Annotated in this window: 14 protein-coding genes; 6 read left to right on the plus strand and 8 right to left on the minus strand. The window is 45.6% G+C overall.

The features are described from left to right. Positions 1–96 precede the first annotated feature (96 nt). Complete coding sequence (locus FGT79_RS27965) at positions 97–390, minus strand: hypothetical protein (protein ID WP_138756130.1); 294 nt, start codon at positions 388–390, stop codon at positions 97–99. Between the two features lie 181 nt (positions 391–571). Here FGT79_RS27965 and motA point away from each other — a divergent pair, with 181 nt between their 5' ends. Together motA and FGT79_RS27975 are read left to right on the plus strand one after the other, a co-directional pair. Beyond that, the gene (motA, locus tag FGT79_RS27970; RefSeq protein WP_138756159.1) at positions 572–1,372 is read left to right on the plus strand and encodes a flagellar motor stator protein MotA; all 801 of its coding nucleotides are present in this window, start codon (positions 572–574) and stop codon (positions 1,370–1,372) included. After that, positions 1,356–2,204 carry a flagellar motor protein MotB gene (locus FGT79_RS27975; RefSeq protein WP_138756131.1) on the plus strand — a complete coding sequence of 283 codons (849 nt, stop codon included), beginning with the start codon at positions 1,356–1,358 and terminating at the stop codon, positions 2,202–2,204. The genes motA and FGT79_RS27975 overlap by 17 nt, the downstream gene beginning before the upstream one ends. A 159-nt stretch (positions 2,205–2,363) precedes the next feature. On the opposite strand, the gene rluF is transcribed toward FGT79_RS27975, so the two are convergent. Genes rluF through FGT79_RS27990 form a run of 3 tightly spaced genes read right to left on the minus strand, consistent with a single transcriptional unit; the run spans position 2,364 to position 5,738 of the window. Then, complete coding sequence (gene rluF / locus FGT79_RS27980) at positions 2,364–3,065, minus strand: 23S rRNA pseudouridine(2604) synthase RluF (RefSeq protein WP_138756132.1); 702 nt, start codon at positions 3,063–3,065, stop codon at positions 2,364–2,366. A gap of 7 nt (positions 3,066–3,072) precedes the next feature. Beyond that, a complete protein-coding gene (locus tag FGT79_RS27985) occupies positions 3,073–3,867 on the minus strand; it encodes an NAD(P)H-binding protein (RefSeq protein WP_171056486.1) in 795 nt (264 codons plus the stop codon). A gap of 44 nt (positions 3,868–3,911) precedes the next feature. After that, positions 3,912–5,738: an ATP-binding protein gene (locus FGT79_RS27990; RefSeq protein WP_246096664.1), complete on the minus strand. Its 1,827-nt coding sequence runs from the start codon at positions 5,736–5,738 to the stop codon at positions 3,912–3,914. Positions 5,739–5,937: 199 nt separating this feature from the next. On the opposite strand from FGT79_RS27990, the gene tadA reads away from it, so the two are divergent. Beyond that, complete coding sequence (gene tadA, locus FGT79_RS27995; protein WP_138756134.1) at positions 5,938–6,405, plus strand: tRNA adenosine(34) deaminase TadA; 468 nt, start codon at positions 5,938–5,940, stop codon at positions 6,403–6,405. Between the two features lie 3 nt (positions 6,406–6,408). Here the strand turns inward: tadA and FGT79_RS28000 are convergent, their stop codons facing one another. Then, the gene (locus FGT79_RS28000) at positions 6,409–6,603 is read right to left on the minus strand and encodes an aspartyl-phosphate phosphatase Spo0E family protein (RefSeq protein WP_138756135.1); all 195 of its coding nucleotides are present in this window, start codon (positions 6,601–6,603) and stop codon (positions 6,409–6,411) included. Between the two features lie 311 nt (positions 6,604–6,914). Here FGT79_RS28000 and FGT79_RS28005 point away from each other — a divergent pair, with 311 nt between their 5' ends. From FGT79_RS28005 to FGT79_RS28015, 3 genes are all read left to right on the plus strand, one after another. Then, the gene (locus tag FGT79_RS28005; RefSeq protein ID WP_138756136.1) at positions 6,915–7,796 is read left to right on the plus strand and encodes a LysR family transcriptional regulator; all 882 of its coding nucleotides are present in this window, start codon (positions 6,915–6,917) and stop codon (positions 7,794–7,796) included. 456 nt (positions 7,797–8,252) lie between these two features. Further along, positions 8,253–9,722, plus strand: a complete 1,470-nt coding sequence (locus FGT79_RS28010; RefSeq protein ID WP_138756137.1) for a UDP-N-acetylmuramoyl-L-alanyl-D-glutamate--2,6-diaminopimelate ligase — start codon at positions 8,253–8,255, stop codon at positions 9,720–9,722. 132 nt (positions 9,723–9,854) lie between these two features. Then, positions 9,855–10,574, plus strand: a complete 720-nt coding sequence (locus FGT79_RS28015; protein WP_138756138.1) for an aspartate/glutamate racemase family protein — start codon at positions 9,855–9,857, stop codon at positions 10,572–10,574. 71 nt (positions 10,575–10,645) lie between these two features. Here FGT79_RS28015 and FGT79_RS28020 read toward each other — a convergent pair whose 3' ends face one another. The 3 genes from FGT79_RS28020 to FGT79_RS32325 all read right to left on the minus strand — a co-directional run. Further along, complete coding sequence (locus tag FGT79_RS28020; RefSeq protein WP_138756139.1) at positions 10,646–11,059, minus strand: organic hydroperoxide resistance protein; 414 nt, start codon at positions 11,057–11,059, stop codon at positions 10,646–10,648. A 294-nt stretch (positions 11,060–11,353) separates the two neighbouring features. After that, complete coding sequence (locus FGT79_RS28025) at positions 11,354–12,451, minus strand: tetratricopeptide repeat-containing glycosyltransferase family 2 protein (RefSeq protein WP_138756140.1); 1,098 nt, start codon at positions 12,449–12,451, stop codon at positions 11,354–11,356. 73 nt (positions 12,452–12,524) lie between these two features. After that, the coding region (locus tag FGT79_RS32325; protein WP_171056487.1) for a BclA C-terminal domain-containing protein at positions 12,525–13,985 on the minus strand (1,461 nt) is incomplete at its 5' end.

Below are 13,985 nucleotides of genomic sequence, written 5' to 3' on the forward strand. Positions count from 1 at the left end.
TACCTGTCATTCTTCGTTGAGTAACATTGTAATAGAGTCGACAATAAATGTAAAGATCCGACAGGAATCTTCCTAATTATTAAAGTCATGTCGAATTTAAATAAGTCTAATAATTTGCGTGACCTTATCATCTTGAGATACTTCGATCACATGATGTTTATTATTGTAAGTGATAACGCCCGTACCTACTTCAATTACAGGATTTTCTCCTAGTCCGAAGAAAACATCATCAGCCAACGCTTCCATGACCTCATGGCGATCCTCTTCAGGCAGTACAGCCCACTCCTCCGCCTCCATTTCAAAGAAAGTATAGCTGTTCTCAATCTCGGCCACTGCTGCTGTCAAATCCTTCAATATATCTGCATATTCCCTTGCATGTCTAACACCCATTTACGTTTACCACCTTTATCATTGTCAATTTTCATGTACATCTCTCTACTATTCTACCGCATTTTTTAAATTTTAACGTACAAGTCATCAAAACGTTTCATTTACTCTAACTTCAGAATGCCCATTTGACGATAATAAAAGAAGTAGAGAAATGTCGAAAATGATTTGGACGGGGTGTATGATGAAAAATTCAACAATTATCGGTCTTGTACTAGGGTTAGTCGCTGTGCTCGGAGGAATGGTTTTAAAGGGAGCTCATCTATCGTCACTTTTAAATCCAGCTGCCTATATGATTATCATATTGGGAACTATAGCATCGGTTATGATCGCCTTCCCAATGTCCGAGCTCTCCAAGGTTGGTAAGCTGTTCAAAATGGTTTTCTCTGAGCAAAAGCTGCCTCAGCGTGATGAGTTGATCCAACGATTCATGGAATGGGCATCCATTACCCGCCGCGAAGGCTTGCTCGCACTTGAAGCTAAAGTCGATGAAATTGAAGATACATTCCTTCGGAACGGTATGCGTATGATTATTGACGGCAACGACCAGGACTTCGTTCGTGACGTATTGCTCGAGGATATTGCCGCTACGGAAGACCGTCACAAAGCGGGAGCTCTTATATTCACACAGGCCGGCACTTACGCGCCAACACTCGGCGTACTAGGCGCGGTGGTTGGTCTAATCGCAGCACTCGCTGACATGAGTGATATGGCTAAACTTGCTCACGCGATCGCAGGCGCATTTATCGCAACATTGCTAGGTATTTTTACAGGTTATGTACTATGGCATCCTATCGCCAATAAGCTGAAGCGTATGTCTAAACAAGAAATTCAAATCCGCCTTATGATGGTGGAAGGTCTTCTGTCCATCCAATCCGGCGTTTCGACTATTGCCATTAACCAGAAGCTATCTGTTTTCCTTACACCGACTGAAAGATTGAAGCTGAAGGAGAAGGAGGAAGGCGCCGTTGAGCAGAAAGCATAGGCATGAAGAACATGAGGAGCATGTGGACGAATCGTGGCTCATTCCTTACGCCGATTTGCTTACCCTGCTGCTCGCGCTCTTTATCGTGTTGTACTCCATGAATTCAGTTGACGTGAAGAAGTTCGAAGAAATGTCCAAAGCCTTCAGCGTTGCACTAAGCACAGGAAGCGGCATTCTAGATGAATCTGCCCTTATAAAATCAGGTGACGATGACGGTAAGAAACAGGATGAAGCAGGCGGCCTTATCGACTCGAAAGATGATAGCAAAGAGGACAATGAAGAGAAAGACCAAACTGCTGAAGAAAAAGCTCGTGAAGAACTGATGGAGCAAGAGCAGAAGGATCTGGAAGACCTGAAGAAGAAGATTGACTCTTATATTGAGAAGAATGGTCTTACGACCGATTTGGAAACAAAGCTTAATCTCTCTCAGCTTATGATCACCATTAGCGACAATGCTTTATTCCCTCCAGCACAAGCAACGGTTAAGCCCGAATCAAGAGAACTGGCTGTCGCAATCGGCAAAATGCTTCAACAATATCCGGATTATGAGGTCATTGTATCCGGACATACCGATACGACTCCAATATCGACCGTCTTTTTCAAATCGAACTGGGATTTAAGCTCGATGCGTGCTATTCGCTTTATGGATATCTTGCTTGAGAACAAGCAGCTTAAGCCTGAGCGATTCAGTGCAATTGGCTATGGTGAATATCGACCAGTTGGCGACAACAAGACGGCAGCAGGCAAATCCAAAAACCGACGCGTTGAAGTATCGATTATGCACACCTATTCCAATGAGGCTAATGCTCAGAAGCTGGCCGTAACCAAATAACCAAGCAAAAACGCCTTCGGTGTCCCTTAGACGCTGAAGGCGTTTTGACGGTGAAATATAACAATTTATACGCTAATAAACGTATAAATTGTTATATTTGTATAAAGCCCTGAATCCACGAATGAGTACGTGGCCTTTAGGGCTTTTTCGATTGATAGCTTAGACAGGCTTATAGTTCAACGTCTCGAATAAAACGGACCTCTCTGCATCCGTCAAATCTCTCCACTTCCCGACATGCAGTCCGCCAAGCTGAACATTCATAATACGCTGCCGCTGCAATCTTCTTACGTGATAACCAAACGCCTCGCACATTCTGCGAATCTGGCGATTGCGGCCCTCCGTTAAAATAATTCGGAATACGCGGTCTGTCACCTTCGTTACGACACATGGCAGCGTCATGCTGCCTAGAATATGAACGCCGCTGGCCATTCCTTTCAAGAAGGCATCTGTTACCGGCTTATCCACTGTGACCAAATATTCCTTCTCATGCTTGCCTTCCGACCGCAGAATAGGATTCACAATATCGCCGTCATTCGTTAGAAGAATTAAACCCTCTGAATCCTTATCTAATCTTCCAATTGGGAAAATACGCTCCGAATGACCCACGAAGTCAACAATATTCCCTTTAATATGAAGCTCGGTCGTGCTTGTAATTCCAACTGGCTTATTCAGTGCAATATACACATGGTTCTTTTGCTCGCCAATCTTGCTGCCGTCCACGCGTACATCATCGCCTTGCTCAGCTTGGCTGCCTAGCTGAGCCGGTATTCCGTTAATTGTAACTCGACCGCTGTCAACCAGCTTATCTGCCTCGCGTCTAGAACAGTATCCCGTTTCACTAATAAACTTATTAATTCTCAAAGCTGATTCACCCCGTTGTATGTACTGCCAAATCGGCTATTTGGTCCGATGGATAATAACGTATCGCTGAGTGCTCTGTGTCTGCTGAAGCCGCTGCACCAATGGCTAATGCCATTTCTGCTGAGCGCCCCATTGCTCGCGCTACATCTTCTCCTTTAATAGGACGATACTTGCGCAATGGACCGACCATCACAAATTTCAATCCTCTGGAGGCAATAGCACCGAACCGCTCTCCTGGTCTTACATCATCCCGCTCACCAAGCAATAAGGACGGCTGAAAGACGTGAATATTCGGAATAGATAGCTTGGCGATGGCATCCTGCAGCTCGCCTTTTACTCTGCTATAGAAGATGCGCGAGCTAGAATCTGCTCCCATTGCCGTAACGACAGAATAAACCTTAGTCCCTGCTCTTTCAGCGAATTTCGCCAGCCTTAGCGGATATTCATAGTCCACTCTTCGGAATGCTTCCTGCGTCTTGGCTATTTTTATAGTTGTGCCTAACGCACAATACACAACATCCGCTTCGAGCTGCATTAAAGCCTCTTCCATATGATCAAAGTCAGCTACAATCAACCTGAGCTTTGCCTTCTGATCACTTAACGCATCTAATTCATCTACTTTAATCGCCCGCCTCGATAGCACCGTTACCTTAGTAACATGATGATTACGAAGCAGTTGCTCAAGCAAAGCAACACCTATCAAGCCGGTTGCTCCGACTAGCAGAACATGATAGCCGGCTAAACTGCTGTTAGAGGAGCTTCCTTGTGCATCCGTCAGCATCCGATTAGATTCAAACGTCAATGAAAACCCTCCTCCTGCTGCCGATACACAGCCCGTTTCTTTACTCATGCTTCCAGTATACCGCTCTCTCTTACTTCTTTCAAAGCGGGAAGCATTAAATTTATCGTCGTTCCGACATTAACCTGGCTTTTGATTTCCATTGTTCCGCGGTGGCTGTTAATAATACGCTGGGTAACCATAATTCCGAGTCCCGTTCCCGTCTCTTTGCCTGTGAAAAAAGGATCGCCGATCTTCGAGATCATTTCCTCTGGTATACCCATGCCTTCATCTGTAATCGCTATCGCAATATACTCCCGCTTATGGGTAATGTAGATATGAATCTTGCCCCCGCTAGGCATTGCTTCAATCGCATTCTTGATTAGGTTAATAAATACCTGCTTCAGTTGATTCTCCTCGCACGAGATAAGGCATCTTTCTTCCGTCAACGACACGCGAAACTCAATATTGTGAAGCAGCGCCTCGCTGTTCATCAAAGCGATCACATCCTCCAGCACATCCCGCAAATCTTTGGTCACAAATCGGGTCGCCTGCGGCTTGGCCAATATGAGAAACTCCCCAACAATTAAATTGATTCGGTCGAGTTCAGAGAGCATCAACGCTACATGCGAGAGCGCCAGCTTCTTACTCTCCTGCTGCAGCTGCAGAAACCCACGAAGCGTCGTCAGCGGATTACGTATTTCATGTGCTACGCCAGCTGCAAGCTGCCCCACTGTTGTCAGCTTCTCCGATCTGCGCAGCAGCTCTTCCATTTTGTTGCGGCTTCTCATATCCCTTGATATGCTGGCGAATGCGCGGATCGTACCGTCGGAGTCGCGAATAGGGGAGATCGTCACGCTAACGGGAATAAGCTCTCCCAGCTTGGTCATACGCATCGTTTCCTGTGCAGGCAGTACTTTTCCTGATAATATCTGATTCAGCATTTGTCTCTTCTCAGTTTCATGCGAAATTGGCAGGATTGGATGCACAAGCCCTATCGCTTCCTCTTCCTCGTAGCCAAAAAGCAGCTCAAATGCCCGATTGACCTGTATGACCTTGCCGTCGAGATCAGTGAGATGAATAGCATCACTCGTATGGTTAATAAATGATTCCAAATGCTCCTTCATGCGCCGATTCTCTTCAAATGCCCTACGTAGCTTGTTCATATAAATACTTAAATTTTGCGACATCGCATTGACCTTGAGCGCTAGCAGGCCAAACTCATCCTTCCGTTTAATACGAATCGGCTGTTGAAACCGCGCGGAGGATACCTCATTGACCTTCCATAATATATCCTTCAGTGGTCTGATCATGACACCAACAAGCCAGTAGCTGATAATAAAAACGAGCACCATCATAATCCCCACATACATAAACGTATCATTTCGCTTCTGATTGATCAGCTGTATAATACTCTCGCCATCATAGACAACGCTAATCATGTAGCTGCCTCTTGGTTTCGTATCGTAAAAGCTTCTATAATAGGCTTTACCGTTGATGACCATCTTTCTCAGCTCGAATCCACTCTCCTTCACTTTGGCTATAATGGATTGATCGCCTCTCGCATCCACATAGGTGTAATTTCCATAGAGAATGGATAATGTATCTTGCTCAAATACGGTTATTTCCTTTATATTTGGATTTATTGTTCTCACCATTTCAATTATATGTTCGAGACCTGTAGAGTCATATGAGTGCATCCATGCTCCGATCCCAGGCCTCTGCTCATATGCCGAAAAGGATTCAGCAATATGCATAGACGTTTCTTGCATAGATTGGCGTGCTTGCTCTCTCATACTCGTCACCATCGAGTACTCGCTTAAAATGTGGTGTATGATGAAAAAGGTAAATAAGATAAGTGTAATCAAGACAGAGAACTTCATCTTAATCGACAATAATGACACATCCTTTTGAACAAAAACGAGTTTATTAACAACTTATACACATTACTAACAGTTATTGTACACATGCCTTAATAAAATGTGGGTACTTCTGTGCATATTAACGAAGTTATCCACAATGTTATCCACCACATGTTAACAACAGAATATTTGTTCGTTGTATAATGATTATTTTGTAAAGGAGCTTTACTCCATGATAAGAGAACTAGAAGACCAACATTGGATGCAAGCAGCTATTGAAGAAGCCAAAAAAGCCGAGCAGATTGGAGAGGTTCCTATCGGAGCGGTTATTGTTAGAAATAACGAAATTATCGGGAGAGGCTACAATTTGCGCGAGACACAGTTCGATCCAACCGCTCATGCCGAAATGGTAGCTATCCGTGACGCCTGCGAACGCATCGGCGCATGGAGATTGCTGGATTGTACATTATATGTCACGTTAGAGCCTTGTCCAATGTGCGCTGGTGCCATTGTCCAATCCCGAGTCAAGCGTGTCGTATACGGTACCACTGATCCGAAGGCTGGATGTGCAGGAACACTTATGAATTTACTACAAGAGCCCCGTTTCAACCATGAAACGGAGCTCACCAGTGGTATTCTGCAGCCTGAATGTGCATTATTGCTAAAGCAGTTCTTTCGCCGCCTACGTGAAAAAAAATAAATTCTACAGTCCATCACGGCGTATCGTAATATGGGTTAGCTCATCTCTTTGTATATACTGTAACGCAACAATAAGCTGATCGGCCTCTTCGCTAATTGCTAGAACATCCGGATCTGTCAAGCTGCCGCGCGCTTCGGCTATTTCATGAAGCTTTAGCCGCAGCGACTGCAATTGTTTAAGCAAGTGTTTTTTGTCCATAGCTCGCTTCGGGGCACGCTCCTTATCTAGCACTCATGTGGTAATGCTTCTATTATACTCTCCGCGAAATAAGGAGTTTGTAAAAACTTGTCGACGAACGTAGACAATTTTCGGGCATTTTTCGACAAAATGAAGCTATTTATTCCAAATTATAGTTCTTTATCACTACTAAAATCAATCAATATTTGGAAATCCTCTGACAGGAACTTAGGGAGTAGTTACATAATCATAGTTATTTATTGATATTGATAATCATAATCATGTAAGATATACTTAACCTAATTACTTTTTTATAGCGGAGTGTATGCCAAATGAGTTCTGCCGATAAGCTGCAAACCTTTTTGACGCTCGTTGAATGTCGTTCATTCACAGAAACAGCCAAACGGCTTTATACATCCCAGCCTACGGTCAGCAATCATATTCAACAGTTAGAAAGCCAGTATGGTACAGCCTTGTTTCATAGATCCGGCAAAAGCGTCGTTCTAACAAATAAAGGTAAAGTCCTATACGATTATGCCCAGAGAATCATGTCCCTCTATCAAGAAGCCGCATCCGAGCTTCAAAACGAAACGCAGCCAGCCTTTCCTATATACGTTTGCAAGGAGTTAAATACCTACTTATTGTCAGGGCTGATTAAGCGATTTGTCGAAATGTATCCCGAGAAGACATTGCAGGTGCAGGTCGTCGATTCTATCGAAATACATATGAAGCTGCAGCAAAAGAAAACAAACCTTGCGGTTATGCCACTAAGCCCTGCTGATGATTATGTACACTATGGCTATGAGAGCGAGTCATTATTCACCGAAGAACTCCTTCTTGTGGCATCACCGGAACATCCATGGAGCAAACGCAAGATGCTCTATCTAAGGGATTTAAGTCACCAGAGGCTGCTTGTTCCTAAGAATGAGTACATGCAAGATGCCATTACCAAAGCGCTCCATCGGAATCAACTTCCGTTAGAAATCATCCCGATGGAGAACCTTGAGAAAATCAAAGAAGAGATCAAACGCAGCAAGACTCTGGCTTTCCTGCCCTACTATGCTGTTAACAAGAGCATATCGAACGGGGAACTGATTACAAGGCCCGTTGCCGGCCTCCAGATCAGGCGAAGTAATGGCTTTGTGTTACGTAAAAACATCGTATTGACTGAGCCGGAGCAAGCCTTCTATTCCTTTGCCAAACAATCCTTCTAGCTATCATTATTTTCTATCCCTAACAGGTTTAACACAAACTCTTCGCAAATCAACCAAATGCAGTAAGCCATACCCTATACCGATACAAGCAGAGCAGGTACATTTCATGTGCCTGCTCTTGCCTTTTCAGTGGCCCTCAGGGGTGCCTAAATCGTTAATTCATCCACTGTTTATGAGGATAAATCCATTTGTATTATAAGTATGTATGAAGTAAAATGACTTAAAACCACATATAAATTAGGATGTCGCGATATGCTTTTTGCGAATGATAAAACAGCTGTTTCGGTTGTCATTGTCATATCGTGTTAAGCATAATTCGTTGGCCGGTTATCCACGGTGTACATATGGTTACTGATCATTATTCCATTAGGAATACCTACAACACGGATTCAAAATATACGTTGATCCACATAACCGAACGAATAGGAAACAGGTGACTAGAATGGAGCTGAATGTATGTTATTGACTGCCTTGCTTACAGATTTGGAATACACGCTCGTGAAAGGTGTTCTGCATAGAGAAGCCGCTGCCGTTGCCTATGACTCCCGAGAATGCTCAGCAGACAGCGTATTTGTAGCGGTTTCTGGCTTTTCAGTAGATGGTCACCTTTATATAGACAAAGCCATTGCACTAGGCGCAACAACGATTATTCTAGAGAAAGAAGTTCCCGTCGCTGCAGACGTAACGGTGCTTCAGGTTGCGGACACGCGGAAGGCGCTCGCACGAATAGCTGCCAATTTCTATGGCCGCCCTACGGAACAGATGAATCTGCTGGGCATTACAGGAACAAACGGGAAAACGTCGACTACTTATTTTCTTCAATCCATATTCGAGCAAACGGGCAACTCGCTAGGAATTATCGGTACAATCGGCACGGTTATTGGGAATAAGCAATTCCAGAACAAAAACACGACGCCTGAATCACTAAACCTTCAACAAATCTTTGCAGAGATGACACAATCCGATGTGAAGCACTGCGTCATGGAGGTTTCCTCGCATGCGCTTAATTTGAGCCGAGTAGCTTACTCTAGCTTTAATACGGGTATATTCACAAATCTAACACCGGATCACCTTGAGCTGCATCATACGATGGAGGAATATTTCGAAGCCAAAGCGCTGCTGTTTGAGATGACAACGGACTATAACATCATTAACGCCGATGATCCGTATGGCCGTATCCTTATCGATCGCCTGCACGGAAAAGCAACCAAGCTGCTCACCTACGGCATAGAGCAGGAAGCTGATATTCAAGCGACGGACATTCATTATTTTGCAGATCATACCATTTATACGGCCACTACCCCTAAAGGCAGCATAGCCATACAGGTGAATCTGCCCGGTACGATCTATGTGTATAACAGCTTAGCTGCCATCGCAACTGCGTATGCCAACCAGTTCAGTCTTCAACAGATCGCAGGCGGCATTGCTGCAGTGAAAGGTATTAAGGGCCGATTAGAAGTCGTCTATCAGGATGAAGACAGCAAAATTATAGTCGACTTCGCACATACCGAGGATAGCCTGGAGAAGGCTTTGACGACGATCAGACCTTTTGCCCCGGGTAGAATCATACTCGTATTCGGGGTCTATGCTTCGGATGGGGACTCCGGCACTGAGAAACGCCTTGCTATGGCACAGGTTGCTGCTTCCTTTGCTGACTTCTCAGTCATTACCTCAGATAATCCGAAGATGCAGGATAACAATCTTATTATCTCTGAAATTGCTCAAGGCATGGAAGCATGCAATGGAGCATATGAGACCGTCATCGACCGCAGAGACGCTATCGCTTTTGCCATTAACATTAGTCAAAAAGGCGATGTCATACTTATTGCCGGCAAGGGTCATGAAACAACCCAAATTATCGGAAAAACCGAGATTCCATTTAACGAGGCGGAAATTGTACGTGAAATTAAATTAAAAGCGAGATGACGGTGTAATAACCAATAAACGTCTATGATACGCACCGGATTATTAACAGCTATTACGAAATGGGAAGCCATGCTATGATTGTCGGTGGCTAATGATTATCCGTTACACACTTCATTAAAAGTAGGTTGAACAATGGAAGCTAAAAGCTTAGGCGTCATAGGCGGGATGGGACCGAAGGCAACATCCGTCTTTTTCGATATGATCATCGAGCACACTGCAGCAGAAAAAGACCAGGACCATATTGATATGGTCATCCTGAATCATGCTACATTGCCTGATCGAACCGGTGTAATACTCGGCAACAAGGGCGAAATCTTTCTTAAAGAAGTTGCTAAGGATTTGAAGCTGCTTGAATCCGCAGGCGTATCCAATATTGCCATTCCTTGCAACACGTCACATTATTTCTATAACGACATGCAGCAGATGACAAGCGTCAACATCATTAATATGGTGGACGAGACGCTTAGGGAAATCCACAAGAGGTTCGGTGCTCACTGTAAGGTAGGCATACTCGCAACCAATGGTACGGTCAGCAGCGGCGTATATCGCAAGGGCTGCGAACCATACAACCTGCTGCTTCACGAGCCAGATGATACTGTACAAGAACATGTCATGGACATTATATACAATAAAGTGAAGCGCAACTTGCCCGTCGAGCCCTCTGAATTCGAAGGGATCATACAGCATCTGCTCGATCATGATGGGTGCCAATGCGTCATCATTGCCTGTACAGAGCTGTCCTGTATTCCTATTCAAAGCGACGTTGCCAAAAACTGCGTCGATGCCATGTCCGTGCTTGTCCAGAAGTCAATTGCGTTATCCGGTAAAACTTCCGTATTCTCTCCATCCTAAATCAGCAGCAAAAAATCCGGAGAGCTTTCTCCGGATTTTTTTGTAGCTATTTGATTCAGCTGCAGTCCGTCTTACAGAACATTAAGCTCAACATTCATATTGCCGCGAGTGGCTCTCGAATAAGGACATACTTGATGCGCCGCCTCAGCCAATTCCTTCGCTACCTCAGGCTCAACACCAATAATCGAAATATCAAGCTTTGCCTCTAGCTGAAAATTGCCATCATCCGTCTTCCCTATCGTCACGTGAGCCGTTACTTCCGTTTTCTCCACCTTTATCTTTTTCATTCGGCTTACAACATTAATAGCGCTCTCGAAGCAGGCTGCATATCCGCCTGCGAACAACTGCTCCGGATTTGTAGCACCCCCTTGACCTCCCAGTTCCTTCGGTGCTCTTACATCCACTTGCAATAGATTGTCGCTTGATACGATCTTACCGTCTCTTCCGCCTGTTGCAGTTGCTGTTGCCGTGTATAATTTTTGCATAATAAATTCCTCCATTATTGTATTTGTTCACAGCGAGAGCTTGTTCCATAGCCCTCCTGCAAAATTTAAGCTTACAGGTACAAAAAGCATTCTGAATTCTTATTTCCCAATTGAATCGGTTCTATTCAACTTTGCCAATGTCAGCAGAACCATTTAATTGAATTGTATATAATTTAATTTTATAAAATTTAATATACATCTAATTATGTATGCTGTCAACAAAAAAGCAATCCTCCTTCAACAGCTCATTGAAGGAAGATTGCTTTTCAGACACCTGATTTGTTCAATGGAAGCTTACTTTGAAACCTTTTCGTTCGTTATTTTTCCCAAACGATTACTCAAATAGGCGCGGTTCGCCAAAATCCGCTCGTCCGCAGGCCTAAATTGTGCTGCTTGCTCATTGTGCTCATAAGCCTTCTCATGCTCACCCATCCGATCAAAGCATACACACAACTGGAGATGAGGTAGCCAGGTCGAGCAAGCTAAATTCTCAAAGCCCCAGTTCTGTTCTGGCTTCTCGGCACTTAGTGCCAGTTTATACCAGTAAACAGCGAGCTTGTGCTCATTCTGTTGGAGGAAATGATAGCCGAGCCGACAGCAAAATTCTGAGCGCGGCTTATCATAATGAAATGACCGGAGAATAGAATCCAGCATGTTTCTCGACTCATTTAGCTCGCCATAACAATCGGCCAGTCTGCTGCAGGCGGAAACGTTATCCTCAATCCAGCCTTTTCCCGTTGCCAGAAACTTATCATAGTATCTTACAGCTGCCTCGTATCTTCCGTGATCTTTAAGCTCGTTGGCATAGTAGAATAAATCGCGCGGAGAGAAAATCTCCCCCTTAGCCAATCGCTGCTCATAAATATTAATATTTCGATCACTGTCATGATGGATACTGCTATGGGTTACGGCGACGTCACTATGGAAAATGTCACCGTACACCTCCAAATATTCATGAACAGGACCAATCCATTGGAAAGCCCGCTCCCGCTTCACAATGCGGTTGCGCCTCAGCTTGGAAGTAACATTGCCGAACTCATCAAACGCCAAATGATATTCCATTGAGACAGAATCAACGGTAGGATTCAGCTTCTTTTTTAGTGCCTTTAACTTTTTACGATCTGAATCCTTCAGAACGTCATCTGCATCCAACCACATAATATGAGATTTAGTTGCCAAAGAAAAAGCATAGTTGCGAGCTGCCGCAAAATCGTTTATCCATGTAAAATGCTCAATACGATCAGTGAACCCGCTCGCAACCAGCTTCGTAGAGTCGGTAGAACCAGTATCTACAATAATAATTTCATCGGCGATATCTTTCATGGATGAGAGACATCGCCCAAGTGTGTCTTCTTCATTTTTGACGATGAGGCACAGGCTGATTGAAATCAATAAAACCACACTCCCGCGGGTTAATTGCAATGATTCATCATATTCCCGTGCCGCCGTCCTGTTACTACAGATATTAGCTCAAGCGAATGATTGTTAAAGCTGCACCAGCGCTGCCCGAAAGAAGCGTAGCCGCACCTAACAGCCCGAATAATTGCAGCGTAATCGTGCTTCCTGCAGTCAGTGTTACAACGACATCGTTATTAAAGGTCGATAAACTTAAAACAGGTGCAACGGTCGAAGCTGTATTTGCCACACCGTTGATAAGCAGTCGCGTGCTGACTAGCAGTGCAGCAGTTGTATTGACTTGATAGCTGATGAAGTATCTTCCAGCAGTTGCAACTGTAAAGACATCATTAGCACCATTCACGGTAATACCCGTACCTAAGTTCTGCGAACTTGGAAGCGGTACGTTCGTTCCGCCAAGAACGACAGCGATAATTCCTCCCGTCGTATTCGCAGCAAATGCTGAATTTTCAGTAAGAGAAGTACCCGTAGCGCCGGTTGCTCCTGTCGTACCTGTAACCCCAGTCGCTCCTGTTGCTCCCGTAGCACCTGTAACCCCAGTCGCTCCCGCTGTACCCGTTGCTCCCGTCGCACCTGTAACCCCAGTCGCTCCCGCTGTACCCGTTGCTCCTGTCGTACCTGTAACCCCAGTCGCTCCTTCTGTACCCGTTGCTCCTGTCGCACCTGTAACCCCAGTCGCTCCCGATGTACCCGTTGCTCCTGTCGTACCTGTAACCCCAGTCACTCCCGCTGTACCTGTTGCTCCTGTCGCTCCCGCTGTGCCTGTTGCTCCTGTCGTACCTGTAACCCCAGTCGCTCCTTCTGTACCTGTTGCTCCTGTCGCACCTGTTACTCCAGTCGCTCCCGCTGTACCTGTTGCTCCTGTTACTCCTTCTGTACCCGTTGCTCCCGTCGCACCTGTAACCCCAGTCGCTCCTGCTGTACCCGTTGCTCCTGTCGTACCTGTAACCCCAGTCGCTCCCGCTGTACCCGTTGCTCCTGTCGCACCTGTTACTCCAGTCGCTCCCGCTGTACCTGTTACTCCTGTCGTACCTGTTACTCCTGTCGTACCTGTTACTCCTGTCGTACCTGTTACTCCAGTCGTACCTGTTACTCCAGTCGCTCCCGCTGTACCTGTTGCTCCTGTCGTACCTGTAACCCCAGTCGCTCCCGCTGTACCTGTTGCTCCTGTTACTCCTTCTGTACCCGTTGCTCCTGTCGCTCCCGCTGTGCCTGTTGCTCCTGTCGTACCTGTAACCCCAGTCGCTCCCGCTGTACCCGTTGCTCCCGTCGCACCTGTTACCCCAGTCGCTCCCGCTGTACCCGTTGCTCCTGTCGTACCTGTAACCCCAGTCGCTCCCGCTGTGCCTGTTGCTCCTGTCGTACCTGTAACCCCAGTGGCTCCTGTTCCGCCAGTCGCTCCTGCTGTGCCCGTTGCTCCCGTTGCCCCGGTTACTCCTGCTCCTGTTGCACCTGTAACCCCAGTGGCTCCTGTTCCGCCAGTTGCTCCTGCTGTGCCCGTTGCTCCCGT

It is taken from the genome of Paenibacillus sinopodophylli, assembly GCF_005930355.1.
GTDB lineage: Bacteria > Bacillota > Bacilli > Paenibacillales > Paenibacillaceae > Pristimantibacillus > Pristimantibacillus sinopodophylli.